The following is a 24,744-nucleotide window of genomic DNA, read 5'->3' on the forward strand; positions in this document are numbered from 1 at the left end:
ATTCTGGATTGCGGAGTATAGGTCTTGGCGAACGTCGCAGTGGTCGGCGCCCAGTGGGGCGACGAGGGCAAGGGCAAGATCGTGGACTGGCTGTCCAATCGCGCCGACATGGTGGTGCGGTTCCAGGGCGGCCACAACGCGGGCCACACCCTGGTCGTCGACGGCAAGGTCTATAAACTTGCATTGCTCCCGAGCGGAGTGGTGCAGGGCAAGCCCTCGATCATCGGCAACGGCGTGGTCGTCGATCCCTGGCACCTGGTCGGCGAGATCGAGAAGATCCAGGCTCAGGGCGTGGCGATCACGCCCGACATCCTGACCATCGCCGACAACGCCTGCCTGATCCTGCCGATCCATCCGGCGCTGGACGTGGCGCGTGAGGCCGCCGCCAGCGCGCCGGGCGCCAAGATCGGCACGACCGGCCGCGGCATCGGCCCGGCCTATGAGGACAAGGTGGGGCGCCGGGCCATCCGCGTCTGCGATCTGGCCAATGAAGACGACCTGAAGATCAAGATCGACCGCCTGCGCTCGCACCATGATCCGCTGCGGGCCGGTCTGGGGCTGGAGCCGATCGACCCGGAAGCGCTGCTGGCGCAACTGCTGGAGATCGCGCCGAAGATCCTGCCCTACGTCAAACCGGCGTGGCGGGTGCTGGACGAGGCGCAGAAGGCGGGCAAGCGGGTGCTGTTCGAGGGGGCGCAGGGCGCCTTCCTGGACGTGGACCACGGCACCTATCCCTATGTGACCAGCTCCAACACCGTTGCCGGTCAGGCGGCGGCAGGGTCGGGCGTCGGCCCGCGCGGCGTCGGCTATGTGCTGGGCATTGTGAAGGCTTATACGACGCGTGTCGGCGAAGGCCCCTTCGCCTGCGAACTGAACGATGAAGTCGGCCAGCACCTGGCGGTGGTGGGCCGCGAGATCGGCGTGAACACGGGCCGGTCGCGCCGCTGCGGCTGGTTCGACGCGGTGCTGGTGCGCCAGTCGGTGGCGATCAACGGCATCGACGGCATCGCCCTGACCAAGCTGGACGTGCTGGACGGGCTGAAGACGCTGAAGATCTGCGTCGGCTATCGCATCAATGGCGAGGTTTTGGACTATCTGCCCAGCAGCCTGAAGGATCAGGCTTCGGCCGAGCCGGTGTTCGAGGAACTGGAAGGCTGGGACGAGAGCACCGCAGGCGTGCGGACCTTCAAGGACCTGAACGCCCATGCGCTGAAGTATGTGCGTCGGATCGAGGAACTGATCGGGGCGCCGGTGGCCCTGCTGTCGACCAGCCCCGAGCGCGACGACACCATCCTGATGCGCGATCCGTTCCAAGGCTGAGTTTACAGTTCCAGCCGAGGCAACGACGCCTTAACCGGTGAGGCGTAGGGTGACGCTCTGAAATGGAGCTCGCCCTGTGTTCGCCCTAGACGCCAAGACGATGCAGCGGATCGCGCCGGTGGTCCGGCGCGTGATCATCGTTGATCCCAACCCCGCCGCCGCGCGCCTGTTGCAGGACCTGTTGAAGGGGTTCGGATCGCGCGAGATCGTGGTCGAAGGCGACGAGGCGCGGGTGCTGGACCTGGCCCGTGAAATGGAGCCGGCGCTGATCTTCACTGAGCGCACGGGTCCAAGGCTGGACGGCGAGGCCTTGGTGCGGCGCATTCGGCGTTCGAGCCTGGCCTGCCGCCGCGCGCCGATCATCATGGTGACGGCGGAGGCCACCGCCAGCGCCATCAAGGGCGCGCGAGACTCGGGCGTGCACGAGTTCCTGAGGAAGCCCTTCACCAGCGGCGACCTGCAACGTCGGATCGAGAACCTGGCGACCAAGCCGCGCGATTGGGTCGAGGCGGTCGGCTATATCGGGCCGGACCGGCGGCGCTTCAACTCGGACGACTACGCCGGGCCGCAGAAACGCAAGGCGGACAAGCCTCGCTCCAGCGCGGAGGCCGCTCTGGCGGTCAAGGATCAGGCGATGCGCATTCTGTTTTCAGCCTTGGCTCAGTTCGACAGCGATCCGATGCAGGCCGTGCGGGCGATCAAGCAGCAGGCTGAGACCTTGAAGGCCCTGGCCATCAAGACAGGCGACGCGCCGCTGGCCATTGCGGCGGCGGGACTGGACACGGCGCTGGCCGCCGGGGCGCCGACCAAGGCCGGGCTGACGGCGCCGGTTGAGGTGGTGCTGAAGCTGGCCTCGCCCGAGAGCCTAGCCCGGGCGGGTTAGGGCCGCCGCCCTCGATCCTCGGGGCAAGCCCGAGGATGACGGCGGAGAGCGGCCGTTGAGGCGATCCAGCAGGCCCTCAGGCGTCGACCAAATTGCGTTCTTCGGCAGCGGCGCGCATGGCCTTTTGCAGCTTTTCGAAGGCGCGGACCTCGATCTGGCGGACGCGCTCGCGGCTGACGCCGTACTGGCCGGCCAGCTCCTCAAGCGTGACCGGATCGTCCTTGAGGCGGCGCTCGGTCAGGATGTGCTTCTCGCGATCGGTCAGCTCTTCCATGGCTTCCTGCAGCAGGCCCATGCGGATGGACTTTTCCTCGCTCTCGGCCAGTTCGGTCTCCTGGCTGACGGCGTTGTCGTCGGCCAGCCAGTCCTGCCACTCGCTTTCGCCATCCGAACGCAGCGGCGCGTTCAGCGAAGCGTCGCCGCCGAGACGGCGATTCATGTTGGTGACTTCTTCTTCCGACACGCCCAGCTTGGTGGCGATGGCGGCGAGGTGCTCGGGGTGCAGGTCGCCTTCCTCGAAGGCCGAGATCTGGCTCTTGGCCTTGCGCAGGTTGAAGAACAGCTTCTTCTGCGCCGCCGTGGTGCCCATCTTCACGAGCGACCAGGAGCGCAGGATGTATTCCTGAATGGACGCGCGGATCCACCACATGGCGTAGGTCGCCAGGCGGAAGCCCTTGTCGGGATCGAATTTCTTGACGGCCTGCATCAGGCCGACGTTGCCCTCGGAGATCACCTCGCCGATCGGCAGGCCGTAGCCGCGATAACCCATGGCGATCTTGGCCACGAGGCGCAGGTGAGAGGTCACAAGACGGTGGGCGGCCTCGGTGTCCTGGTGTTCGCTCCACCGCTTGGCGAGCATGAACTCCTCGTCCTTGGTGAGCATGGGAAACTTACGGATTTCCGTAAGATACCGTGACAGTCCCTGTTCAGGCGACATCACCGTCAGCGTTTTATTGGCCATATGGTCCCTCCGGCTTCACGAGCTGGCGCTACGGCTTTGACCACATGACGTGCATCATCACCTCGCCCCTCAACTGACAAGATGGGAATCCGTTGCCCGAAACGAAAGGGGCGGATTGTCCCAATTGAACGGCGACGCTTCCTCGCCGTCTATGTATCATCTAGCACAGATGTTGTTGCGAATAAAGCGGCCGCGTTTAGAGGGCCGCCAGCAGGGTTTGCAGCCGCTGCATGTCCTGCGGCGGGGCGGTCTGGAAGCGCAGCGGCTCGCCGGTGACGGGGTGGACGAAGCCGAGGATGGCGCCGTGCAGGGCCTGGCGTTTCAGGCCGGCCTCGGCGATGGCGGCGCGGACGGGCGCGGCGGGGCTGCCGGAGCCATAGACGGGGTCGCCGAGCAGGGGCGAGCCCCTGGACGCCATGTGGACGCGGATCTGGTGGGTGCGGCCGGTCTGCAGGGTGCAGGCGACGCGGGCGGCGAGCGGGGCGTTGGAGGCCTTGGCCGGACGGCCGAAGGTCTGCTGGACGACATAGTCGGTGATGGCCTCTCGCCCGCCGGATTTCAGCACCGCCATCTTCTTGCGGTCGCCGCTGGAGCGGCCGATCTGGGTCTGGATGCGGCCCTTCTCGGGCGAGGGCGCGCCGCGCGTCAGGGCGACATAGGTGCGCTCGATATCGTGGGCGGCGAACAGGGCGGCCAGCCCCGCGTGGGCGCGGTCCGACTTAGCGGCGACCATGACGCCGGAGGTGTCCTTGTCCAGGCGGTGGACGATGCCGGGGCGGTCCGGATCGCCGAGGGTCGACAGGGCGGCGCAGTGGTGCAGCAGGGCGTGGACCAGGGTGCCGGTCTCGCAGCCGGGGGCGGGATGGACCGCCATGCCCGGCGCCTTGTCGATGACGATCAGGTCGTCGTCCTCGAACAGGATGGTCAGGGGGATGGCTTCGGGGCGCAGTTCAGCCGAGGCCCCTGGCGGCAGGATGATCTGGTAGTCGCCGGGCGCAGGCTTGGCCTTGGCCCCTACAACGGCGCCGTTCAGGGAGACCGCGCCCGCGTCCAGCAGCGCCTGGATGCGCGCGCGGGACAGTTCGGGAAGGGCGTCGGCCAAGGCGCGGTCCAGCCGCGCAGCGCCGGGGGCGACCTGGGCGGTCAGGACTGTCAGGTCGGATTCGTCGTCTGTCGCGGGCATGATGTCGGTCACGACGTCCGTTTAGCACGGGTGGCGGACGCCATGAAAAAAGGGCGGCCCGACGGGACCGCCCCTTCAATCGTCTCAGCGGGGTTCAGGCCCGCTTCTGCGTCGATCAACCGATGCGCGGGTCCAGGTCGCCGGCGGCGTAGCGCTTGGCCATCTGGGCGGTGGACAGCGGCTGGATCTTGGACGCCATGCCTTCGCAGCCGAACTGCTGATAGCGCTCCATGCACAGCTTGCGCATGGCTTCCTTGGCGGGTTTCAGATAGGCGCGCGGGTCGAACTCGCCCGGCTTCTCGGCCAGAACCTTGCGGATGGCGCCGGTCATGGCCATGCGGTTGTCGGTGTCGATGTTGATCTTGCGCACGCCGTGCTTGATGCCGCGCTGGATTTCCTCGACCGGCACGCCCCAGGTCTGGGGCATCTGGCCGCCGTACTGGTTGATGATGTCCTGCAGGTCCTGCGGCACCGAGGAGGAGCCGTGCATCACCAGGTGGGTGTTGGGCAGGCGTTTGTGGATTTCCTCGATCACGTTCATGGCCAGAACGTCGCCGTCCGGCTGGCGCGTGAACTTATAGGCGCCGTGCGAGGTGCCCATGGCGATGGCCAGGGCGTCGACCTTGGTGGCCTTGACGAAGTCGACGGCCTGATCCGGGTCGGTCAGCAGGGCCGAGTGGTCCAGCTTGCCTTCGAAGCCGTGGCCGTCCTCGGCCTCGCCCATGCCGGTTTCCAGCGAGCCCAGAACGCCCAGTTCGCCCTCGACCGAGACGCCGCACGAGTGGGCCATCTCGACCACGCGACGGGTGACGTCCACGTTGTAGTCGTAGGAAGCGGGGGTCTTGGCGTCTTCTTCCAGCGAGCCGTCCATCATCACCGAGGTGAAGCCGTACTGGATGGCGGTGGCGCAGGTGGCCGGGCCGTTGCCGTGGTCCTGGTGCATGCAGACCGGGATGTGCGGATAAAGCTCGACCAGGGCGTCGATCAGTCGGGCCAGGACCACGTCGTTGGCGTAGGAGCGGGCGCCGCGCGAGGCCTGGATGATGACCGGCGCGTTGACGGCGTCGGCGGCCTCCATGATGGCCAGGCCCTGCTCCATGTTGTTGATGTTGTAGGCGGGCAGGCCGTAGTCATATTCCGCCGCGTGGTCGAGCAGTTGTCGCAGCGTGATGCGCGCCATGGGTAGTCTCCTGAACCGATAGTGATTTTGCCCGAGGTCTTAGCCGGTCGGGTGCGGGAAGTCACGCCGCCGTGACAGGGCTCAGGCGTGGTGGACTTTGGGCGCGCAGGCCTTAAGTGCTCCGGCGCCTGCGGGGCGTCTGACCAAGGAGCGGCCATGAGCCAGAACAATGATGCGCTGGATGAAGACGGCGGCGGTTTCGACGTCGACGACTGGGCGCGGTTGACGCCCTTCGCCGGGGCCGTGGCGACGCTGGACGACGTTCAGGCGGGCAAGGCGGTCTTCGCCCTGGGCGACACCGAAGAGGCGCGCGTCATCGACATGGAGCTGCCTCAGCCCGTCATCTGGTGGGAGGAGGACGGCGAGCAGGCGGCCGTAATCGTTCAGGCCGAGGCCCATGTCGGTCCCCACGGCGAACTTATGGAAGTGCTGGGGCTGATCCTGCCCGATGGCGGCGGGGCGGTGGCTCTGCTGGACGATGTCGATCTGGTGGACGACACCGATCCGACGTGGCGCGATCTGGTCGCGCGTGCCGTCGATATGGACGGCGAAGGCTAAAGCTTCGGACAGCAGGGGCGAGGGCCGCGAACAGCCCTCGCCTTGACGTTTTTAGGCGGCGCGCAGGGCCTCTACGCCCGGCAGAACCTTGCCTTCCATCCACTCCAGGAAGGCGCCGCCTGCGGTGGAGACGAAGGTCATGTTGTCCGCCGTGCCCGCGTGGTGCAGGGCCGCGACCGTGTCGCCGCCGCCGGCCACGGCGACCAGCTTGCCGGCCTTGGCCAGTTCGGCGGCGTGTTTGGCGGCGGCCACGGTGGCCTTGTCGAAGGGCGGGACCTCGAACACGCCCAGCGGGCCGTTCCAGATCAGCGTCTTGGACAGGTCCATGGCGCGGTTCAGGCGGGCGACGGTTTCCGGCCCGGCGTCCAGGATCAGGTCGTCGGCGGCGATGCGATCCAGGGCGCGGACGCCCGATTCGATGCCCGGCTTGACGCCCTTGGCCACCACCACATCGACCGGCAGCAGCAGTTCGCAGCCCTGACGGCGGGCTTCCTCGATGATCTCGCGGGCGGTGTCGGCCAGATCCTTCTCGCACAGCGAGCCGCCGACATCGACGCCCTGGGCGAACAGGAAGGTGTTGGCCATGCCGCCGCCGATGGCCAGGTAGTCCAGCTTGGCGACCAGGTTCTTCAGCAGGTCCAGCTTGGTCGAGACCTTGGCGCCGCCGACGATGCCGATGACCGGCTTCTGCGGCTTGCCGAGCGCCGCGTCCAGCGCCTCAAGCTCGCGCGCCATGGCGCAACCGGCATAGGCGGGCAGCAGCCGGGCCAGCCCCTCGGTCGAGGCATGGGCGCGGTGCGCGGCCGAGAAGGCGTCGTTGACGTAGAGGTCGCCCAGTTCCGCCAGTTGTTCAGCGAAGGCCGGGTCGTTCTTTTCCTCGCCCTTGTGGAAGCGGACGTTTTCCAGCAGCAGCACGCCGCCCGCGTCCAGATCGGCCACGGCGGCCTTGGCCTCATCGCCCACGCAGTCGTCGGCGAAGCGCACGGGGCCGTGCAGCAGCAGCTCAAGCGGCTCGACCACGGGGCGCAGGCTCATCGACGGCACGCGCTCGCCCTTGGGCCGATCAAAGTGGGCCAGCAGCACCACCTTGGCGCCCGCTTCGCGCAGGCGGTGAATGGTCGGCAGGGCGGCCTTCAGACGGGTGTCGTCGGTCACGTTCCCGTCCTCCATCGGCACGTTGAAGTCCACGCGGACCATGGCGGTCTGGCCCGAAAGGTCGGAAACGTCGTCGAGGGTGCGGAAGGTCATGATGGCGTATCTCTGTTCTTCCTTCTCCCCTCGTGGGAGAAGGTGGCTCGCGGAGCGAGCCGGATGAGGGGGCGTTGAACCAGACGCAGCGACTGAGAGCGGCGATGACGCCGGCCGAGGCGGCGATGTGGCGTATCCTGCGCGGTCGAGGGTTTGAGGCGCACAAGTTCCGGCGACAGACCCGCATCGGGCGCTGGATCGCTGACTTCTGCTGCTATGAACTCAGGTTGGTGATCGAACTGGACGGAGGCGTCCATCGGTTGCGCGAGGTCGAGGACGCTGCGCGCGATGCAGACCTTGAGCAGCGCGGCTTCACCGTCCTGCGCTTCGGCAATGAGGCTGTGCTGACGAATCCGAATCTGGTTCTGGATGCAGTCCGGCATCATGCGGCGCGTCAGCCCCCTCATCCGTCAGGCTCCGCCTGACACCTTCTCCCACGAGGGGAGAAGGGTCGAGAGCGGTGGTTTCAGATTACAGGTACTTGGCCATCACCAGGGCGGTGTCGGCCATGCGGGTCGCGAAGCCCCACTCGTTGTCGTACCAGGTCAGGACGCGGGCCAGCTTGCCGTCGACGACCTGCGTCTGCGGCAGGGCGGCGGTCGAGGAGGCGGCGACGTGGTTCAGGTCGACCGAGACCAGCGGGTCGGTGGTCGTGGCCAGGACGCCGCTCATCGGGCCGTTTGCGGCGGCCAGCAGGGCGGCGTTGATTTCCTCGGCGGTGACTTCGCGACCGGCGACGACCTTCAGGTCGACGACCGAGACGTTCGGGGTCGGGACGCGGATCGACGAGCCGTCCAGCTTGCCCTTCAGCTCCGGCAGGACCAGGCCCAGGGCCTTGGCGGCGCCGGTCGAGGTCGGGATCATCGACAGGGCGGCGGCGCGGCCGCGGTACAGATCCTTGTGCATCGTATCCAGCGTCGGCTGGTCGCCGGTGTAGGCGTGGATGGTGGTCATATAGCCACGCTCGATGCCGAACAGGTCGTGCAGCACCTTGGCCACCGGGGCCAGGGCGTTGGTCGTGCACGAGCCGTTGGAGACGACGATGTCGTCGGCCGTCAGCGTCTCATGGTTGACCTTGAAGACGATGGTCTTGTCGGCGTTGTCGGCCGGGGCCGAGACCAGCACGCGCTTGGCGCCCGCCTTCAGGTGGGCCGAGGCCTTGTCCTTCGACGTGAAGATGCCCGTGCATTCCAGGGCGATGTCCACCTTCAATTCGGCGTGCGGCAGGTTGGCCGGGTCGCGCTCGGCCGTGACCTTGATCTTACCCGTGCCGACGTCGATCCAGTCCTCGCCGGTCGTGACCGTGCCGGGGAAGCGGCCGTGCACCGAGTCATAGCGGAACAGGTGGGCGTTGGTCTCGACCGGGCCCAGGTCGTTGATCGCCACGACCTCGATGTCCTTGCGGCCGTGCTCGACGATCGAGCGAAGGACGAGGCGGCCGATGCGGCCGAAGCCGTTGATGGCGACGCGAACGGTCATGGGGAGCAGTCTCCTGAACAAGGGGCGGTTGTGATTGGCGCCTTAGTGGGACGGAGCGCGCGCGGTTGCAACCCCGTCCCCGTCACAAGGCCCGTAACAAGATATGATCGCCTGTAACCGTCCGGATGCGGTCAAGCCGCTCAGCAGCAGCGGAAGCCGCCGCCTTCGCCGAACCGTCGCGCTTCGTGCAGGCGGAAGAAGGCGGTGCGGTCCAGCGGCGCCTGATCCGGATGGGTCGCCTTCGCATGGGCGACATAGGCGTCGTAGTCCGGCTGGCCGATCATCAGCCCGGCGGTGCGGCGGGCGTCCTTGCCCCACCGCACCAGGGTGTCGCGGCAGGCGCAGAACAGGTCCGCGCCGCCGGGGGTGAAGGAAGCAGGCGGCCTAAGCACGGGCGATGTCCATGGCTTCGTCGGCCAGGGTCAGCTCATGCGCGGCCGGGGTCTCGACCACGGTCGGTTGCCCGGACTTCAGCGCCTTGAGACAGGCTCCGACGCCATAGACCACGACCGTCAGCACCACGAACAGGAAGCCCGCCGTCAGCGCCGAGTTGACGTAGTCGTTGACGATGACCCGGTGCATGTCGCCGATGGTCTTGGCCGGGGCCAGGATCTCTCCGGCGGCCATGGCGTCCTGATACTTCCGGGCGTGGGCCAGGAAGCCGATCTTCACGTCGGGGTGGAACAGCTTCTGCAGCCCTGCCGTGACCGTGCAGATCAGCAGCCAGACCGCCGGAACCGCCGTGGCCCAGGCGAACCTGTGCCGTTTCATCTTGAACAGGACGACCGTGCCCAGGATCAGGGCGACCGCCGCCAGCATCTGGTTGGCGATGCCGAACAGGGGCCACAGGCTGTTGATCCCGCCCAGCGGATCGACCACGCCGGTATAGAGGAAATAGCCCCACAGCCCGACCGTCAGGGCCGTGGCCACGACGTTGCCGGTCCAGGACTGGGTCTGGCGCATCTTCGGCACGGCCATGCCCAGCAGATCCTGGATCATGAAGCGGCAGACGCGGGTGCCTGCATCGACCGTGGTGAGGATGAACAGGGCCTCGAACAGGATGGCGAAGTGGTACCAGAAGGCCATCATGGCCTTGCCGCCGATGACGCCCGACAGGATGTGCGCCATGCCCACGGCCAGCGTCGGGGCGCCGCCCGCGCGCGACAGGATGGAGTGTTCGCCCACGTCCTTGGCCAGCTGCTCCAGCTCGGCCGGGGTGATGTGGAAGCCCCACTGGGCCACGGCGGCGGCGGCCGAGGCCGCATTGTCGCCGATGACGGCCACCGGGCTGTTCATGGCGAAATAGACGGCCGGGTCCAGCACGGTGGCGGCGATCAGGGCCATGATGGCTACGAAGCTTTCGCACAGCATGGCACCGTAGCCGATCAGCGGAATCTGGTTCTCATTCTCCAGCAGCTTGGGCGTGGTGCCGGACGAGATCAGGGCGTGGAAGCCGGACACGGCCCCGCAGGCGATGGTGATGAACAGGAAGGGGAAGAGGGCGCCGGAGAAGACGGGGCCGCTGCCGTCGATGAAGGGCGTGATGGCCGGCATCTGAATGTGCGGGCGCACGATCAGAATGCCGATGGCCAGGGCGACGATGGCGCCGATCTTCAGGAAGGTGGACAGGTAGTCGCGCGGCGCCAGCAGCAGCCACACCGGAATGACCGAGGCGATGAAGCCGTAGGCCATCATGGCCAGGGCCAGGGTCGTGCCCGACAGGGTGAAGGCGGGGCCCCAGAACGGATCCGCGGCGATATGGCCGCCGCCGATGATGGCCAGGACCAGCAGCACCACGCCGATGACCGACACCTCGCCCACGCGGCCGGGCCGCAGATAGCGCGTGTACAGGCCCATGAAGACGGCGATGGGAATGGTGGCGGCGACGGTGAACGTTCCCCACGGGCTCTCGGCCAGGGCCTTGACCACCACCAGCGCCAGCACGGCCAGGATGATGACCATGATCATCAGCACCCCGACCTGGGCGATGACGCCGGGGATGGGCCCCATCTCGGTGCGGACCATGTCGCCCAGCGACCGGCCGTCGCGGCGGGTCGACATGAACAGGACGATCATGTCCTGCACCGCGCCCGCCAGCACGGCGCCGACCAGGATCCACAGGACGCCGGGCAGATAGCCCATCTGCGCCGCCAGCACCGGCCCCACCAGGGGGCCCGCGCCCGCGATGGCCGCGAAGTGGTGGCCGAACAGGACGTTGCGCGGCGTCGGCACATAGTCGAGGCCGTCGTTATGTCTGACGGCGGGCGTTGGTCTGCGCGCGTTCAGCCCCAGCACCTTTCCGGCCAGATAGCGGGCGTAGAAACGGTAGGCGATGGCGTAGACGCACAGCGCCGCCACGACGATCCAGACGGCGCTGATGCTTTCGCCCTGGTGCAGGGCGATGACGGCGAGGGCGACGGCCCCCAGAATGGCGATGGCGCCGAAAATCAGCGCGGTCCTGAGCTTGCCCATGGCGAAGGGTCCTCCGGGTCGACTGGGTGCGACCTTTCGCCTTTTTTGGACCCTAATCGCGCCCGGCGCCAATCGACAAAAGTCGTAGGCCGGCTTCCTTCTCCCTTGTGGGAGAAGGTGGGCGCCGGAGGCGCTCGGATGAGGGGTGTTGGCGCGGCGGTTGAGGTTCTGAGCGGACGCGGGCCCTTCTTGAGGAAAGGTGGCGCAAGCACCCCTCATCCGTCAGGCTCCGCCTGCCACCTTCTCCCACAAGGGGAGAAGGATTACGGAGCGACCACTCGCACCTTGCCCGCCGCTTCGCCTGCGCGCGCCCGCGCCTCGGCCGTATCGGCGCCGCGGGCCAGAGCCACGCCCATGCGGCGCGTCGCATAGCTCTCGGGCTTGCCGAACAGGCGCAGGTCGGCGGTCGGGACCGACAGGGCCTCGGCCACGCCCTCGAACACCACGCCTTGCGCCTCGATGCCGCCGTAGATGACGGCGCTGGCGCCCGGCTCGCGCAGGGTCACGTCCACCGGAAGGCCCAGAATGGCGCGGGCGTGCAGCGCGAACTCGCTCATGACCTGCGTGGCCAGCGTCACGAGGCCGGTATCATGCGGACGCGGCGACACCTCCGAGAACCACACCTCGTCGCCCTTCACGAACAGTTCGACGCCGAAGACGCCCAGGCCGCCCAGCGCGTCGGTCACCTTGGCCGCAATGTCTTGCGCCGCCTTCAGCGCGCCGGGACTCATGGCTTGGGGCTGCCAGCTTTCGACATAGTCGCCCTTCTGCTGGCGATGGCCGATGGGGGCGCAGAAGGACGTAGCGATCGCGCCGTCCCGCAATGACCGCACCGTCAGCAGGGTGATCTCATAGTCGAAGTCGATCCGGCCCTCGACGATGACGACGCCGCCCGCGACCCGGCCCGAGGCTTCGGCGTAGGCCCAGGCGTCGGCGACGCCTTCAGGCCCCTCGACATAGGACTGGCCCTTGCCCGAGGACGACATCACCGGCTTGACGAAGCAGGGGAAGCCCACGGTCTGCGCGCCCGCCGCCAGTTCCTGCGCCGAGGCGGCGAAGGCGTAGGGGCTGGTCGGCAGGCCCAGTTCCTCGGCGGCCAGACGGCGGATGCCCTCGCGGTTCATGGTCAGTTGGGTCGCCCGCGCGGTGGGGATGACGCGCGCAAAGCCCGCTTCCTCGATGCCGGCCAGCACTTCGGTGGCGATGGCCTCGATCTCGGGCACGATGATGTGCGGCGCCTCGGCCAGGATCACGCCGTTCAGCACCTGGGCGTCGGTCATGGGGATGACGTGGCTGCGGTGCGCCACCTGCATGGCCGGGGCGTTGGCGTAGCGGTCGACCGCGATCACCTCGGCGCCAAGGCGCTGCAGCTCGATGGCCACTTCCTTGCCTAGTTCGCCCGAGCCGAGCAGCATGACGCGGGTGGCCGTGTCGGAGAGGGGTGTGCCGATACGCATGATCATCTCCGCTTCCTTCTCCCCTTGTGGGAGAAGGTGGGTCGCAGCGCGACCCGGATGAGGGGTGACGGCGGCGCGGTGTCCGATGTCATGCCGCCGGTCGAAAAGATCATTGAGGGGCGCGCCGACACCCCTCATCGGATCTGCTTCGCAGACCACCTTCTCCCACAAGGGGAGAAGGAGTCTTCTTGATCGCTATCGCCTTACGGCTGCTTGAGCGCAGATTACAGCCGGGCCTTGACCTGTTCCACCACGGCCTCGGCGGTGATACCGAACTCGCGGTAGAGGACTTCGGCCGGGGCGGAGGCGCCGAAGCCGGTCATGCCGACAAAGCCGCCATCCTCGCCGATGAAGCGTTCCCAGCCCTGCTTAATCGCGGCCTCGACGGCGACGCGGACCGTGCCGCGGCCGATCACGGCGTCCTGATAGGCCTTGGGCTGCTGCTCGAACAGGGCGAAGCAGGGGACCGAGACGACGCGGGTGGGCGTGCCTTCGGCTTCCAGCATCTCCGCGGCCTTCAGAGCCAGGGCGACCTCGGTGCCGGTGCCGAACAGGGTGACCTTGGCTTCGCCGCTGGCGGCCTTCAGCTCATAGGCGCCCTTGCGCGACAGGTTCTCGCCCGCGTCGGTGACGCGGACCGCCGGGGTCTTCTGGCGCGACAGGCACAGGGCCGTCGGCGTGGTCTTGTGCTGCAGGGCGACCTGCCAGCACTCCAGCGCCTCAACCGTGTCGGCGGGGCGCATGGTCAGCAGGTTGGGGATGGCGCGCAGGGCCGCCAGATGCTCCACCGGCTGGTGCGTCGGGCCGTCTTCGCCCAGGCCGATGCTGTCGTGCGTCAGGACGTGGATCGCGCGCACGCCCATCAGGGCGCCCAGACGGATCGCCGGACGGCTATAGTCTGCGAACGCCATGAAGGTGCCGCCGTAGGGAATGACCCCGCCGTGCAGCGCCAGACCGTTCATCGCCGCGGCCATGCCGAACTCGCGGATGCCGTAGTTCAGATAGCGGCCGGCGTAGTCCGGCGCGTCCATGATCTGCGTGTTCTTGACGAAGGTGTTGTTCGAGCCGGTCAGGTCCGCAGAGCCGCCGACCAGTTCGGGGATGGCCGCGAACACCGTTTCCAGCGCCTCGCCCGAGGACTGGCGCGTGGCCATCGCGGGCTGGTCGGCGACCAGCTGCTTCAGCTTGGCGTCCAGCGCCTCGAAGGCGCCGGTGGGCAGGTCGCCGGCCATGGCGCGGGTGAAGTCGTCGCGGTGGTCGTGGTTCAGCAAGCGGGCTTCCCACGCCTTGCGGGTCTTGGCGCCCTGTTTGCCGACCTTGGCCCAGGCCTTCTGGACGCCTTCGGGCAGTTCAAACGGCTCGAACGGCCAGTTCAGCCCCTGACGCGTGGCGGCGATCTCCACGGCGCCCAGGGCGGCGCCGTGGGTCTTGTGGCTGCCTTCCAGGGTGGCGGCGCCCTTGCCGATCTTGGTCTTGCAGGCGATCAGCGTCGGCTTGTCCTGCTTGGTCGCCCAGTTCAGCGCCTTCTGGATCTGCTTGTAATCGTGGCCGTCGATGGCCTTGACCGCCCAGCCCGAGGCCTTGAAGCGGGCCAGCTGGTCGGTGGCGTCGGACAGCGACAGCTTGCCGTCGATGGTGATCTCATTGTCGTCCCACAGGACGCACAGCTTGTTCAGCTTCAGGCGGCCGGCCAGGGCGATGGCTTCCTGCGACACGCCTTCCATCAGGCAGCCGTCGCCGGCGATGACCCAGGTGCGGTGATCGACCAGATCCTTGCCGAAGCGCGCCGCCAGATGCCGCTCCGCAATGGCGAAGCCGACCGAGGTGGCCAGGCCCTGACCCAGCGGGCCGGTGGTCGTCTCGATCCCGGCCATGTGGCCGTATTCCGGGTGGCCGGCCGTCTTGAAGCCCCACTGGCGGAAGTTCTCCAGCTGTTCCCGGGTCGCGTCCTTATAGCCCGTCAGGTGCAGCAGGCTGTAGATCAGCATCGATCCGTGGCCCGCCGACAGGATGAAGCGGTCGCGGTCGGCCCAGTCGGGGCGGCTGGCGTCGAACTTCAGGAATTTCGAATAAAGGACGGTGGCGACGTCGGCCATGCCCATCGGCATGCCGGGGTGGCCGCTCTTGGCCTTTTCGACCGCATCCATGGACAGCACCCGGATGGCGTCGGCCATCTGCTTGGGCGAAGGCTTGGCGAATGCGGCTTGGGCGTCGGTCACGGCGAGACCTTTCCTCAGGAACAGGATAAAGCGGGGGCGGCGCCGCTTTACCCCGGCGCGCCGGCAGGTTCTACACGGAATCTGGAAGAAAGGACCCCCATGGACGCGGTTACGGCTGCAAAGGCGCGGATCGATCGAGCGCTGGCCGATCTGGAACGCAAGGTGTTGGAGCTGAAGGCGAGGCCCGCCTCGGCCCCGCCCATCCCTGACGACGACCTGTTCGCGCCGCGTCCTTCGAACGCGGCCGACGTGGCGCGCATCGCCGAGCTTGAAGACGTCGGCCAGGAAACCGCTCAGGCCCTGGCCCGTGCGGCCGACGCCGTGCGCGAGGTGCTGGCGCAGCAGGTCGGGCAAGAGGAGACGAACTGATGGCGACAGTGACGGTAGAGGTCTATGGCCGACCCTATGCTGTGGGATGCGCCGACGGTCAGGAGGCGCGGGTGCGCGATCTGGCGGCCCAGTTCAATGATCGGGTGCAGGGCGTGGCTGATCAGGTGGGGCAGGTCGGCGACGTTCGCCTGTTCCTGATGGCCGCCCTGATGCTGTCGGACGAGCTTGCAGAGGCGAAGCGTCAGGCGGCGGTTCAGAACTCGGGCCGGGCCAAGGCGGCGGCTGCGGCTGTTGCGGCGCCCGCTGCGAACAGTGAAGGCGTGGCCGAGGCGTTGAACGCCGTGGCCGCAAAGATCGAGAAGATCGTCCAGACGATATAGGACGCCGACGCCTCTCCCTCCCTGTCCAGGGGAGGGTGGCTGAGGCCGTCAGGCCGAAGCCGGGTGGGGGCGGCGAGGCTATTCAGGCGCTGAGTGCCTATCACCAAGCCCTCCCCACCCGGTCGCTGCGCGACCACCCTCCCCGGGACGGGGAGAGAGAATCGCGCGCTTCGCCATTGTTGAAACCCGCCCGAACGCCTATCTTGCTTGGCGGCGGGTCCTGCTGCGGCTCACGTCGAAGACAACATATCCTTCTGACCTTAATTCACTCATAGGGATCTGTCCCTGTCCGGGCTCGAGGGCCTGGGCATACGGAGCCCACCTGGCTACCCAGGTCGAGAGGATTTAAACGTTCTTCACGGCTCACGCGGCGCCGCCAACCCTCTTTTTTAGCGCGCTATGCTCACGACGCGGTCGCTCGCGGCTTGAGCGCGTTTTCTGCGCTATCGCTCGCCGCGCGGCGGCTCGCTGGCTGAGCGCTTCTCCTCCCCATTTCATGGGGAGGTGGGTCGGCGGCGAAGCCGATGAGACGGAGGGGCCGTTCCCGCGGGCGCGACTGCCCCTCCACCGCTAAGCGGTCCCCCTCCCCACAAAGTGGGGAGGAAAGACGACGCACGACCGTGTAGAGAAGCCCGATGACCCCCAAGCATGAACTTCGCGCCGCCATGCGCGCCCTGCGCAAGCGTCTGGCCGAGGCCGACGCCGAGGCGGCCGAGCGCGCGGCGGGCCATGCCGACGCCCTGCCGCCTGGCGAAACGGTCGCCCTCTATCGCGCGATGGGGTCGGAACTGGATGCGGACGCCCTCGCCAATGTCCTGCACCTGTCCGGCCGCCGCCTATGCCTGCCGGTGGTGCTGGAGCGCGACGCGGCCATGATCTTCCGCGCCTGGGCGCCGGGCGAGCCGCTGGAGCTGGACGCCGCCGGATGCCCGGCGCCTCTGCCGCTCGCTGACGCCGTGACGCCGGACCTGATCCTGACGCCCCTGCTGGCCTTCGATGCTCACGGCGGTCGGCTGGGGCAGGGGGGCGGCTATTACGATCGGACGTTTGCCGTGCTGCCCGACGCCCGCCGCATCGGCTTCGCCTATGCCGGGCAGGCGGTCGATCGCCTCGATCTGGAACCGCATGACATCCGCCTGCATGGCGTTTTGACCGAGACCGGCTATAGAGCCTTCCCATGAGATTGGCGTTTTTCGGTGACGTGGTCGGCAAGTCCGGGCGCGATGGGCTTTCGGACCACCTGCCGGGGCTGAGGCGCGACCTCAAGCTCGACTTCGTGGTGGTCAACGCCGAGAACGCGGCGGGCGGTTTCGGCATCACCGAGAACACCGCCAACGACATCTTCAACGCCGGGGCCGACGTGCTGACGCTGGGCAACCACAGTTGGGACCAGCGCGAGGCCCTGACCTATATCGTGCGCGAGCCGCGCCTGATCCGCCCGGCCAACTATCCGCGCCTGATGGACGCGCCGGGGCGCGGCGCCGACGTCTTCGTCACCGCTGACGGCCGCCGGGTGCTGGTCATCAACGTGCTGGGCCGCGTCCACATGGACCCGATGGACGACCCCTTCAGCGCGGTGGAGCGCGAGTTGGAGGCCGCGCCGCTAGGCGTGGTCGCCGACGCCGTCATCGTCGACATGCACGCCGAGGCGACCAGCGAGAAGATGGGCATGGGCCACTTCTGCGACGGCCGCGCCAGCCTGGTGGTCGGCACCCACACCCACGTCCCGACGGCGGACGCCCAGATCCTGTCCCACGGCACGGCCTATCAGACCGACGCCGGCGGCTGCTGCGACTACGACTCCGTCATCGGCAACGACAAGGAAGAGCCGCTGCGCCGCTTTACCACCCGTCTGTCGGGCGGCCGCTACGTCCCCGCCAGCGGCCCGGCCACCGTCTGCGGCGTCTTCGTCGAGACGGATGACCGCACCGGCCTGGCTGTGCGCGTCGAGCCGATCCGCGTCGGCGGCCGCCTCAGCCAGGCGATCCCGCAGGTCTGACGACGCCTAAGCGCGTTTGGCCTGCACCAACTGCTGGCGCAGGGTGGCCAGCTGTCGGGCGCGGTGTTCAGGGGCGTGGGTTTCGCTCACATAGGCCTCGGCCGCGCGGGCCAGGGCCAGACGCCGTTCGGGCGCGACAATCAGGCTCTCGATGGCCTGGCTCAGGCCTCGCGGCGTCAGATCATCCACATAGACGGCGTGCGGGCCGCTGGCCTCGCGCAGGCCGCCGCGCCCGGATGAGACCAGCGCCGCGCCCGCCGCATGGGCCTCCAGCGCGGTCAGGCCCAGAGGCTCGGCCCAGACTGAGGGCGTCAGGGCGATGGCCGCGCGCTGCATCTCGGCGCGCACCTGCGCCAGCGGCGCCGACTTCAGCACCCGGACGCGCTCGCCGAACCGCTCCAGCGACGCAATGTGAGGCGCGGCCCACGCTGCGTGTTTGTCCCAGTCGTTCAGCATAAGCACGGCGCGCCAGTCAGGATGGCGCTCCAGCAGGGCGGGCAGGGCGGCGCAGATCAGGTCCACGCCCTTTTCCGGCATGGCGCGACCGGCGAAGGCGATCGCCGGCTCGCGCTGGTCCCTCGGGCCGCGCCACAGCTCCACGTCGATGGGGTTGGGCACAGCGAAGGCCTTGGCCTCCAGCCGGGGGAAGTCCTTCAGAAAATCCCGCCGCGCCGCCTCGCTGACGAAGATCAGCCCGTCCATCCGGTCATAGCGCCGCTCATAGCGCCAGCGGTCGATGATATGGCGCGGCGGTTTCACTGCGTTGTGGCGATACAGGGTGATGGCCGCGTTCGGGAAATGCCGGGTCAGGGCGACGGCCTGCTGCGTCTGCTGATGGAACTCAATGACGTCAGGGCGATAGTCGGCCAGCGCCCGACGCAGGGCTTTCAGACGGTTCGCGGCGGGCAAGGTCTGCGTCGGCACGTCGCCGTGATCCTGGGCGCCTTCGCAGCAGAAGATGCGAACCTCGCCGCTGTCCGCCCGCGCCAGGGTGCGCGCAACCGTCTCCATCGAGTTCGGCTGGTGCAGGTCGAAGCGCGCGCCGACAGGCATGACGACGGCGGTTCTCATGCCCGTGCGTGTCAGGTCAGTCGGGGGTTCTGGCGGCGGCGCGGGCTTCCAGCGCGCGCAGGCTGGCTTCTTCGGCCTTCAGGTCTTCAGTCAGCTGGGCCTTGAGCGCCGGATCGGCGATGGCGGCCAGGGCGGCGCGCGTCTCCTGCACCGCCTGGCGTCGTGCGGCGATCAGGCGCGACAGCTCGTCCGGCTCATGCAGGGCCGGACCCGAAGCGGTCGCACGACGGATCGCCTGCGCCTCTTCTTCCTCGGTGGTTTTCAGCGCGGCGGCCTGCCGGGCGGCGGCCGCGTCGCGCAGGGCGTGCTGGACCGGATCGCCGCCCTCGAACTCGCAGGCCGACAGCAGGGCGGCGCCCGCGACGACGAGGATGAGGGCGCCAATCCGGGATTTTGCTCTCATCAGCCTTCGATCCAGTTCGGCATCCAGCCTTCGTGGAACTCGCGCACATGGGCGACGGGGATCCGGAACAGCTCGCCCTTCGGACCCGAGGAGGCGAAGTCCGTCCCCTTGACCTGGCCTACGACCGAGGCGTGCAGCCCGGCGGCCTGCGCCTTGGCGATCAGGGCGTCCGCGTCCGAGACGGCGACCAGATAGCGGGCCTGATCCTCGCCGAACAGGAAGGCGTGGGCGTGGGCGGCGCTGGAGGCGTTCAGCTCGATCCCGACGTCCGAGGCCAGGGCGATGTCCGCCGCCGCCCCGACCAGGCCGCCGTCCGACAGGTCGTGAACGACCGTCAGTTCGCCCGCCTCGATCAGGCCGCGCACGAAGTCGCCGGTCTTGCGTTCCAACTTAAGGTCGACCGGCGGCGGGGCGCCGTCCTCGCGGCCCAGAACTTCGCGCAGGTAAATGGAGGCGCCCAGTTCGCCGTTGGTCTGGCCGATCAGGACCAGCACGTCGCCCTCGGCCGCGCCGGCGAAGCCGGTGGTTACATCGTAGTTGGTCAGCAGGCCCACGGCGCCGACGGTCGGCGTCGGCGGAATGGCGACGCCGTTGGTCTCGTTATACAAGCTGACGTTGCCCGACACGACCGGGAAGTCCAGCTCGCGGCAGGCCTCGGCCATGCCGTCGGTGGCGCGCACGATCTGGCCCATGATCTCGGGCCGCTGCGGGTTGCCGAAGTTCAGGTTGTCGGTAATGGCGATGGGGCGGCTGCCCACGGCCGTCAGGTTGCGCCAGGCCTCGGCCACGGCCTGTTTGCCGCCTTCATAGGGGTCGGCCTGGACATAGCGTGGGGTGCAGTCGCTGGTCACGGCCAGACCCTTTTCCGTGCCGTGGACGCGGATCACGCCCGCGTCGGCGCCGGTCGAGCTGTCCTGCAGCGTGTCGGCCATGACGTGGCGGTCGTACTGCTCCCAGATCCAGCGCTTGGACGCCATGTCGGGGCAGGCGATGACCTTCAGCACCGCGTCGTTCCAGCTGTCCGGCGCGGGCACTTCGCCCGGATCGAGGCGCGGTTGCAGCTCGGGCTGGACCCACGGACGGTCATACAGGGGCGCGTCGTCGAACAGCGGGGCCAGCGGCACGTCGCAGACGATCTCGCCGTGATGCTTCAGCACCAGATGGCCGGTGTCGGTGGTCTTGCCGATGACGGCGAAGTCCAGGCCCCACTTCTGGAAGATGCGGTAGCCGACGTCCTCGAAGCCCGGCTTCAGGACCGCCAGCATGCGCTCCTGGCTTTCCGACAGCATCATCTCATAGGCGGTCATGCCGGTTTCGCGCTGGGGCACCTTGTCGAGGTCCAGCTCGACGCCGACGCCGCCCTTGCCCGCCATCTCGACGGACGAAGAGGTCAGACCCGCCGCGCCCATGTCCTGAATGGCGGCCACGGCGCCCGAGGCCATCAGCTCCAGCGTAGCTTCGATCAGCAGCTTCTCGGCGAAGGGGTCGCCGACCTGCACCGTCGGGCGTTTAGCGTCCGACTCGTCGTCGAACTCGGCCGAGGACATGGTGGCGCCGTGGATGCCGTCGCGGCCGGTCTTGGAGCCGAAATAGACCACGTCGTGGCCCGCTTCCGGCGCGGCCGAATAATAGATCTCGTCAGCGCGGGCCAGGCCGACGCACATGGCGTTGACCAGGATGTTGCCGTTGTAGCCCTTGTGGAAGTTCGTCTCGCCCGCGACCGTCGGCACGCCGACGCAGTTGCCATAGCCGCCGATGCCTGAGACCACGCCCTTGACCAGGCGTTTGGTTTTCTCATGGCCCGGTTCGCCGAAGCGAAGGGCGTTCAGCAGCGCCACCGGGCGCGCGCCCATGGTGAAGACGTCGCGCATGATGCCGCCCACGCCCGTCGCCGCGCCCTGATAGGGCTCGATGTAGGAGGGGTGGTTGTGGCTCTCCATCTTAAAGATGCAGGCGTCGCCGTCGTCGATGTCGATCACGCCGGCGTTCTCGCCGGGGCCGCAGATGACGCGCGGTCCGGTGACCGGGAACTTCATCAGCTGGTTTTTGGACGACTTATAGGAGCAGTGCTCGGACCACATGACCGAGAAGACGCCCAGCTCGACCTGGTTGGGCTCGCGGCCCAGCCGGTCCAGCAGGACCTGATATTCATTGGGGGCGAGGCCGTACTCTTCGGCCAATTGGGCGATGGTTTTTTGGGGCGCGCTCATGGGCGGGCCTTCTAGCCCTCTCCGAGGCGTCTGTCAGCCCGTCACCGGCGTTCGACGCCGCGTCTCAGACCAAAGGTGACAATGACCCCCGCCACCACCAGCACGAAGGCCGCCGCCAGGGCGGTGAAGGCCAGCACCGGCTTGATCTCCTGCTCGGCCACAAAGGCCCCGACCAGACCCCAGGCGATGGGCAGGGGATAGGCCATCGTCCGCAGCGCCCAGGTCACGCCGATCCCGACCAGGGTGGTGACGACCACGGCCGCCACGGCCCACCCGGTCGGCGACAGAGCGGCGGGCAGGGCGTCGAACGCCGTGGCCACGGTGATCAGGTTCAGCGGCGCCGCGACCGTCAGCCACCCGGCCAGCGCCGCCAGCGGCCAGATCACGAACCAGCGGTCCCGCTCCATCGCCCCGGTCGCCCGAATGGCGCGCGCGCTGGCCAGCATCGGCAGCAGCAGGGCCAGCAGCGCGGCGAAGATGACCAGAACGCTGGCGGCCTTCAGGTTCATCGCCGCCATGACGATCCAGAAGCCGATGCCGAAGAAGGCCACGGCCGACGGCCAGCCCATGCGGTTGATCAGGACGCTCTCGCCTGTCTGCGGCAGGGCCTGACGACCGGCGTAGATCAGGATTCCCAGATAAATCAGGCTCCAGATCGAAAAGGCGTATCCGGCCACCCGCAGCGTCTGGTTGCCGTCGGCGGCGAACTCGGCCTGGCTCAGGCCGAAACCGCCCAAGGCCTGCACAACGGGCACGATGACGGCGAAGACGGCGGCGGCCAGGACAGCGAGGCGGCGGGTCCGCTGGGCGGGGGTGGGGCGTTCGATGGCGATCATGCGTCTCTCCGGCTCAGCTTCGCCTTAACTACGCGCCGGGGCCCAGAAGGTTCATCGGGCCACGATGGAACCGCCGCCCGCCTTCCCGCCTTGCTTTCAGGTCATTGAGAAGGAGGTCGTCATGCCTGACCCAAACAAGCCGGAACCCATCGAGCAGACGCTTGAAGAGGAGGTCGAGACCAACCGCGCCCTCGAACAGGGCCTGGGCGTCGGCACCCGCGAACTGGCCGCCATCCACGAGTCCGGGGCCGAGGGCACCCTGGAGCGCGCGACCGATGAGGACGGCGAACCGGTCGAGGAAGAGGTCGAGGTCGGCGACGCTGGCCGCAGCACCAGCGTCCTGGATCGCAAGGAGCCTTAAACCGCCGCGTAGATGCTCTGGAACAGGATGGCGCCGTCGGCGCTGCCCAGTTCGGCTTCGAACGCACGGTCCGGGTGAGGCATCATCCCCAGCACATTGCCGCGCTCGTTCTGCAGGCCGGCGATGTCGCCGACCGAGCCGTTGGGGTTGTCGACGTAGCGGAAGACGACCTGGCCCTCGCCCTCGATGCGTTTCAGCGTCTCTTCGTCGGCGTAGTAGTTCCCGTCGGCGTTGCCCTGGGTCATGACGATTTCGCGCTGGCCCTGATAGCCCGAGGTGAAGCGGGTCTGGCCGTTGGCGACGGTGATGCTGATCGGCTTGCAGATGTATTTCAGGCTGCTGTTGCGCATCAGGGCGCCCGGCAGCATCCCGGCTTCGCACAGGACCTGGAAGCCGTTGCAGATGCCGACCACGGTGACGCCGTCGTCGGCGGCCTTCTTGACCGCCTGCATGATCGGGGCTTGGGCCGCCATCGCGCCGCAGCGCAGATAGTCGCCGTAGGAGAAGCCGCCCGGCAGGACGATCAGGTCGAGGCCCTTGGGCAGTTCGGTCTCGGCGTGCCAGACCATCTGGACCTGTTCGCCAGTGGAACGTTCGACGGCGACCTTGCAGTCGCGATCGCAGTTGGAACCGGGGAAAACAATGACGGCTGCGCTCATGGCCGGGCCTCCTAGCACCCTTCGCGAGGAATGTCAGGCGGGGCCGCAAAATGAAAAGGCCGCCCACGGCGGGGCGGCCTTTCCTGTCAGAGCGAACGCCCGGCTCAGGCTGTCTGGCGACGGCGCTGCAGCGTCAGGGCCGCAAAGCCCGCCAGCGCCATGGCCAGCAGGATCATGGCCCACTCCGTCAGGGTCGGGACGGCGGCGGGGGTCGAGGTGGTCGTGGGGCCTACCGCGATGCTGGAAGGATTGACGCCGACCGTGATGGTGTCGACCACGGTGTTCGTGGCCGTATTGATGACCGACACCGTTCCGGGAATCCCGCCGCCAGGGGCGCCGTAGTTGGCGACGTAGAGCCGCGATCCATCGCTGGAAAAAGCCAGCGAGTGAGGGTTCGTCCCGACATTGGCAGTGGCTATCGGCGCAAGGTTTGTGGTGTCGTAGCTGCCGACAGAAGCGGAGCCGTATTGGACGACATGGACGGAGTTCCCGTTGGGATGGACCGCCGAGGCGTGGGGGCTCATTCCGACTGGATAGTCGCCCATCGCCGAATGGTCGCTTGTTCTGATTTTGGTCAATTTGCCGTCCATGGCGTTGGCGACGTAGGCGAAGCTTCCGTCACTGGAGAAGGCGACGTTGTAGGCGGACGGCCCGACCGGCACAGTCCGGACGACCTCGTGGTCGCTCGTCCGGATGACGGAGACGGTGCTGCTGTTGAAGTTGACGGCGTAAACAAAGGCGTTGTCAGGCGAAACGGCCACGCTGATGGGGCCGTCTTCGACCATCACAGTGGCGACGACGGCATTGCTGGCCGTGTCGATGACCGAGACGGTGTCCGAGCCGAAGTTGGCGCTGTAGGCGCGGGCGCCGTTGGGCGATACCGCCACGCTATAGGGCGTGGTTTCGACGGAAATGGTGTGCACCAGGGCGTGGCTGGCGGTGTCGATGACTGAAACAGTGCCGCTGCCGGCGTTTGCGGCGTAGGCGCGAGCGCCATTGGGCGAGATGGCTATGCCCTGGGGGTTGGCCCCGACGGCGACGGTATGGATCGAGTTCCCCTCATTGGGACGAATGATCGAAACCGTGTTGGAGCCGGCGTTGGCGACATACAAGGTCTGAGCAAACGCCGGACCGGCCAACCCCATCGCAACGACGGCGCCGAGAAGCACGCGTCGCACGCGCCCGGCGACTGGCGTAATATTCATGATTGAGCCTTCCCCTCTGTGCAAGAAACGCTGGTTTCTCGCAGTCTGGGAAAAAGCACTCTTCATTGCTTATGGCAACGCTTGATGAGCGGTTATGATCACGATGTTCTGCCGCGCCCGGTCAGCTAGGCGATGAGCCAGACCGCAAAACCGCCCAGCGGCAGCGCCGCCCGACCCAGCTGGTCGAGGGTCCAGCCCCACCGCCGCCCCTGCCGATCAGCACCACCACGCCGAAGTGGTCAGCGGCCCAGGCGCCCAGATTGCCCGCCATCATGCCCGGGCCAAACACGGCGAAGACCCAGGGCGCGCCTCCGGTCCCACGCCCGTCAC

24 protein-coding genes and 1 other RNA gene are annotated in these 24,744 nt (G+C 67.8%); 10 read left to right on the top strand and 15 right to left on the bottom strand.

What is annotated here, in order from left to right; all coding sequences use genetic code 11:
• The first annotated feature begins 24 nt into the window (after positions 1-24).
• Together DA69_RS01085 and DA69_RS01090 are read left to right on the top strand one after the other, a co-directional pair.
• Positions 25-1,320, top strand: coding sequence for an adenylosuccinate synthase (locus DA69_RS01085; RefSeq protein ID WP_025977866.1), 1,296 nt, complete (start codon positions 25-27; stop codon positions 1,318-1,320).
• 76 nt (positions 1,321-1,396) lie between these two features.
• Entirely contained in the window at positions 1,397-2,203 is an 807-nt protein-coding gene (locus DA69_RS01090; RefSeq protein WP_025977865.1) for a response regulator, read from the top strand.
• 76 nt (positions 2,204-2,279) lie between these two features.
• On the opposite strand, the gene rpoH is transcribed toward DA69_RS01090, so the two are convergent.
• The 3 genes from rpoH to fba form a co-directional block, all read right to left on the bottom strand.
• The gene (gene rpoH, locus DA69_RS01095) at positions 2,280-3,164 is read right to left on the bottom strand and encodes an RNA polymerase sigma factor RpoH (protein ID WP_025977864.1); all 885 of its coding nucleotides are present in this window, start codon (positions 3,162-3,164) and stop codon (positions 2,280-2,282) included.
• Positions 3,165-3,360: 196 nt separating this feature from the next.
• Positions 3,361-4,347: an RluA family pseudouridine synthase gene (locus DA69_RS01100; protein WP_051582115.1), complete on the bottom strand. Its 987-nt coding sequence runs from the start codon at positions 4,345-4,347 to the stop codon at positions 3,361-3,363.
• A gap of 115 nt (positions 4,348-4,462) precedes the next feature.
• The gene (gene fba, locus DA69_RS01105; RefSeq protein WP_025977862.1) at positions 4,463-5,527 is read right to left on the bottom strand and encodes a class II fructose-bisphosphate aldolase; all 1,065 of its coding nucleotides are present in this window, start codon (positions 5,525-5,527) and stop codon (positions 4,463-4,465) included.
• Positions 5,528-5,683: 156 nt separating this feature from the next.
• On the opposite strand from fba, the gene DA69_RS01110 reads away from it, so the two are divergent.
• Complete coding sequence (locus DA69_RS01110; protein WP_025977861.1) at positions 5,684-6,085, top strand: hypothetical protein; 402 nt, start codon at positions 5,684-5,686, stop codon at positions 6,083-6,085.
• Between the two features lie 51 nt (positions 6,086-6,136).
• Here the strand turns inward: DA69_RS01110 and DA69_RS01115 are convergent, their stop codons facing one another.
• Positions 6,137-7,333, bottom strand: coding sequence for a phosphoglycerate kinase (locus DA69_RS01115; protein ID WP_025977860.1), 1,197 nt, complete (start codon positions 7,331-7,333; stop codon positions 6,137-6,139).
• 74 nt (positions 7,334-7,407) lie between these two features.
• On the opposite strand from DA69_RS01115, the gene DA69_RS01120 reads away from it, so the two are divergent.
• Positions 7,408-7,758, top strand: a complete 351-nt coding sequence (locus tag DA69_RS01120) for an endonuclease domain-containing protein (RefSeq protein ID WP_025977859.1) — start codon at positions 7,408-7,410, stop codon at positions 7,756-7,758.
• 46 nt (positions 7,759-7,804) lie between these two features.
• Here DA69_RS01120 and gap read toward each other — a convergent pair whose 3' ends face one another.
• The 5 genes from gap to tkt all read right to left on the bottom strand — a co-directional run bounded on the left by gap (position 7,805) and on the right by tkt (position 14,915).
• Positions 7,805-8,812: a type I glyceraldehyde-3-phosphate dehydrogenase gene (gene gap / locus DA69_RS01125; RefSeq protein WP_025977858.1), complete on the bottom strand. Its 1,008-nt coding sequence runs from the start codon at positions 8,810-8,812 to the stop codon at positions 7,805-7,807.
• A gap of 140 nt (positions 8,813-8,952) precedes the next feature.
• The gene (locus tag DA69_RS14985) at positions 8,953-9,204 is read right to left on the bottom strand and encodes a YbdD/YjiX family protein (RefSeq protein WP_025977857.1); all 252 of its coding nucleotides are present in this window, start codon (positions 9,202-9,204) and stop codon (positions 8,953-8,955) included.
• Complete coding sequence (locus DA69_RS01135; RefSeq protein WP_025977856.1) at positions 9,197-11,284, bottom strand: carbon starvation CstA family protein; 2,088 nt, start codon at positions 11,282-11,284, stop codon at positions 9,197-9,199. The genes DA69_RS14985 and DA69_RS01135 overlap by 8 nt, the downstream gene beginning before the upstream one ends.
• A 263-nt stretch (positions 11,285-11,547) precedes the next feature.
• Positions 11,548-12,747 (bottom strand): formate-dependent phosphoribosylglycinamide formyltransferase, encoded by a 1,200-nt coding sequence (gene purT, locus DA69_RS01140; RefSeq protein ID WP_201105627.1) that lies wholly within the window; start codon positions 12,745-12,747, stop codon positions 11,548-11,550.
• A gap of 218 nt (positions 12,748-12,965) precedes the next feature.
• Positions 12,966-14,915 carry a transketolase gene (gene tkt, locus DA69_RS01145; protein ID WP_025977854.1) on the bottom strand — a complete coding sequence of 650 codons (1,950 nt, stop codon included), beginning with the start codon at positions 14,913-14,915 and terminating at the stop codon, positions 12,966-12,968.
• A 144-nt stretch (positions 14,916-15,059) separates the two neighbouring features.
• On the opposite strand from tkt, the gene DA69_RS01150 reads away from it, so the two are divergent.
• The 5 genes from DA69_RS01150 to DA69_RS01170 all read left to right on the top strand — a co-directional run bounded on the left by DA69_RS01150 (position 15,060) and on the right by DA69_RS01170 (position 17,669).
• The gene (locus tag DA69_RS01150) at positions 15,060-15,329 is read left to right on the top strand and encodes a hypothetical protein (protein WP_025977853.1); all 270 of its coding nucleotides are present in this window, start codon (positions 15,060-15,062) and stop codon (positions 15,327-15,329) included.
• Positions 15,329-15,670 (top strand): cell division protein ZapA, encoded by a 342-nt coding sequence (locus tag DA69_RS01155; protein WP_025977852.1) that lies wholly within the window; start codon positions 15,329-15,331, stop codon positions 15,668-15,670. The genes DA69_RS01150 and DA69_RS01155 overlap by 1 nt, the downstream gene beginning before the upstream one ends.
• 217 nt (positions 15,671-15,887) lie before the next feature.
• A non-coding RNA gene (gene ssrS, locus DA69_RS01160) (6S RNA) lies at positions 15,888-16,048 on the top strand.
• Between the two features lie 257 nt (positions 16,049-16,305).
• Positions 16,306-16,851 (top strand): 5-formyltetrahydrofolate cyclo-ligase, encoded by a 546-nt coding sequence (locus tag DA69_RS01165; protein ID WP_025977851.1) that lies wholly within the window; start codon positions 16,306-16,308, stop codon positions 16,849-16,851.
• Positions 16,848-17,669 carry a TIGR00282 family metallophosphoesterase gene (locus tag DA69_RS01170; protein WP_025977850.1) on the top strand — a complete coding sequence of 274 codons (822 nt, stop codon included), beginning with the start codon at positions 16,848-16,850 and terminating at the stop codon, positions 17,667-17,669. The genes DA69_RS01165 and DA69_RS01170 overlap by 4 nt, the downstream gene beginning before the upstream one ends.
• Positions 17,670-17,675: 6 nt before the next feature.
• Here the strand turns inward: DA69_RS01170 and DA69_RS01175 are convergent, their stop codons facing one another.
• The 4 genes from DA69_RS01175 to DA69_RS01190 are packed head-to-tail and all read right to left on the bottom strand — an operon-like array spanning position 17,676 to position 22,189.
• Positions 17,676-18,740, bottom strand: a complete 1,065-nt coding sequence (locus tag DA69_RS01175; RefSeq protein WP_029972612.1) for a glycosyltransferase family 4 protein — start codon at positions 18,738-18,740, stop codon at positions 17,676-17,678.
• Between the two features lie 16 nt (positions 18,741-18,756).
• Positions 18,757-19,143, bottom strand: a complete 387-nt coding sequence (locus DA69_RS01180) for a hypothetical protein (protein ID WP_025977848.1) — start codon at positions 19,141-19,143, stop codon at positions 18,757-18,759.
• Complete coding sequence (purL, locus tag DA69_RS01185; protein WP_025977847.1) at positions 19,143-21,353, bottom strand: phosphoribosylformylglycinamidine synthase subunit PurL; 2,211 nt, start codon at positions 21,351-21,353, stop codon at positions 19,143-19,145. The genes DA69_RS01180 and purL overlap by 1 nt, the downstream gene beginning before the upstream one ends.
• A gap of 41 nt (positions 21,354-21,394) precedes the next feature.
• Positions 21,395-22,189, bottom strand: coding sequence for a hypothetical protein (locus DA69_RS01190; RefSeq protein WP_025977846.1), 795 nt, complete (start codon positions 22,187-22,189; stop codon positions 21,395-21,397).
• Between the two features lie 121 nt (positions 22,190-22,310).
• Here DA69_RS01190 and DA69_RS01195 point away from each other — a divergent pair, with 121 nt between their 5' ends.
• Positions 22,311-22,550 (top strand): hypothetical protein, encoded by a 240-nt coding sequence (locus tag DA69_RS01195; RefSeq protein WP_235599187.1) that lies wholly within the window; start codon positions 22,311-22,313, stop codon positions 22,548-22,550.
• Here DA69_RS01195 and purQ read toward each other — a convergent pair.
• Positions 22,547-23,209: a phosphoribosylformylglycinamidine synthase subunit PurQ gene (purQ, locus tag DA69_RS01200; protein ID WP_025977844.1), complete on the bottom strand. Its 663-nt coding sequence runs from the start codon at positions 23,207-23,209 to the stop codon at positions 22,547-22,549. The two genes, DA69_RS01195 and purQ, sit on opposite strands and share 4 nt — an antisense overlap.
• Before the next feature lie 104 nt (positions 23,210-23,313).
• Entirely contained in the window at positions 23,314-24,414 is a 1,101-nt protein-coding gene (locus tag DA69_RS01205; RefSeq protein WP_167349622.1) for an IPTL-CTERM sorting domain-containing protein, read from the bottom strand.
• Positions 24,415-24,744 lie beyond the last annotated feature (330 nt).

The sequence above is a fragment of the Brevundimonas naejangsanensis genome, assembly GCF_000635915.2.
Lineage (GTDB): Bacteria > Pseudomonadota > Alphaproteobacteria > Caulobacterales > Caulobacteraceae > Brevundimonas > Brevundimonas sanguinis.

What these genes read in the sequence shown, in the direction of transcription:
- rpoH (WP_025977864.1), bottom strand. Translation starts at nt 3,164, where the DNA reads ATGGCCAATAAAACGCTGACGGTGATGTCGCCTGAACAGGGACTGTCA.
- DA69_RS01100 (WP_051582115.1), bottom strand. Translation starts at nt 4,347, where the DNA reads ATGCCCGCGACAGACGACGAATCCGACCTGACAGTCCTGACCGCCCAG.
- fba (WP_025977862.1), bottom strand. Translation starts at nt 5,527, where the DNA reads ATGGCGCGCATCACGCTGCGACAACTGCTCGACCACGCGGCGGAATAT.
- DA69_RS01110 (WP_025977861.1), top strand. Translation starts at nt 5,684, where the DNA reads ATGAGCCAGAACAATGATGCGCTGGATGAAGACGGCGGCGGTTTCGAC.
- DA69_RS01115 (WP_025977860.1), bottom strand. Translation starts at nt 7,333, where the DNA reads ATGACCTTCCGCACCCTCGACGACGTTTCCGACCTTTCGGGCCAGACC.
- gap (WP_025977858.1), bottom strand. Translation starts at nt 8,812, where the DNA reads ATGACCGTTCGCGTCGCCATCAACGGCTTCGGCCGCATCGGCCGCCTC.
- DA69_RS01135 (WP_025977856.1), bottom strand. Translation starts at nt 11,284, where the DNA reads ATGGGCAAGCTCAGGACCGCGCTGATTTTCGGCGCCATCGCCATTCTG.
- purT (WP_201105627.1), bottom strand. Translation starts at nt 12,747, where the DNA reads ATGATCATGCGTATCGGCACACCCCTCTCCGACACGGCCACCCGCGTC.
- tkt (WP_025977854.1), bottom strand. Translation starts at nt 14,915, where the DNA reads ATGGCCGACGCCATCCGGGTGCTGTCCATGGATGCGGTCGAAAAGGCC.
- DA69_RS01150 (WP_025977853.1), top strand. Translation starts at nt 15,060, where the DNA reads ATGGACGCGGTTACGGCTGCAAAGGCGCGGATCGATCGAGCGCTGGCC.
- DA69_RS01155 (WP_025977852.1), top strand. Translation starts at nt 15,329, where the DNA reads ATGGCGACAGTGACGGTAGAGGTCTATGGCCGACCCTATGCTGTGGGA.
- DA69_RS01165 (WP_025977851.1), top strand. Translation starts at nt 16,306, where the DNA reads ATGACCCCCAAGCATGAACTTCGCGCCGCCATGCGCGCCCTGCGCAAG.
- DA69_RS01170 (WP_025977850.1), top strand. Translation starts at nt 16,848, where the DNA reads ATGAGATTGGCGTTTTTCGGTGACGTGGTCGGCAAGTCCGGGCGCGAT.
- DA69_RS01175 (WP_029972612.1), bottom strand. Translation starts at nt 18,740, where the DNA reads ATGAGAACCGCCGTCGTCATGCCTGTCGGCGCGCGCTTCGACCTGCAC.
- DA69_RS01180 (WP_025977848.1), bottom strand. Translation starts at nt 19,143, where the DNA reads ATGAGAGCAAAATCCCGGATTGGCGCCCTCATCCTCGTCGTCGCGGGC.
- purL (WP_025977847.1), bottom strand. Translation starts at nt 21,353, where the DNA reads ATGAGCGCGCCCCAAAAAACCATCGCCCAATTGGCCGAAGAGTACGGC.
- DA69_RS01190 (WP_025977846.1), bottom strand. Translation starts at nt 22,189, where the DNA reads ATGATCGCCATCGAACGCCCCACCCCCGCCCAGCGGACCCGCCGCCTC.
- DA69_RS01195 (WP_235599187.1), top strand. Translation starts at nt 22,311, where the DNA reads ATGCCTGACCCAAACAAGCCGGAACCCATCGAGCAGACGCTTGAAGAG.
- purQ (WP_025977844.1), bottom strand. Translation starts at nt 23,209, where the DNA reads ATGAGCGCAGCCGTCATTGTTTTCCCCGGTTCCAACTGCGATCGCGAC.
- DA69_RS01205 (WP_167349622.1), bottom strand. Translation starts at nt 24,414, where the DNA reads ATGAATATTACGCCAGTCGCCGGGCGCGTGCGACGCGTGCTTCTCGGC.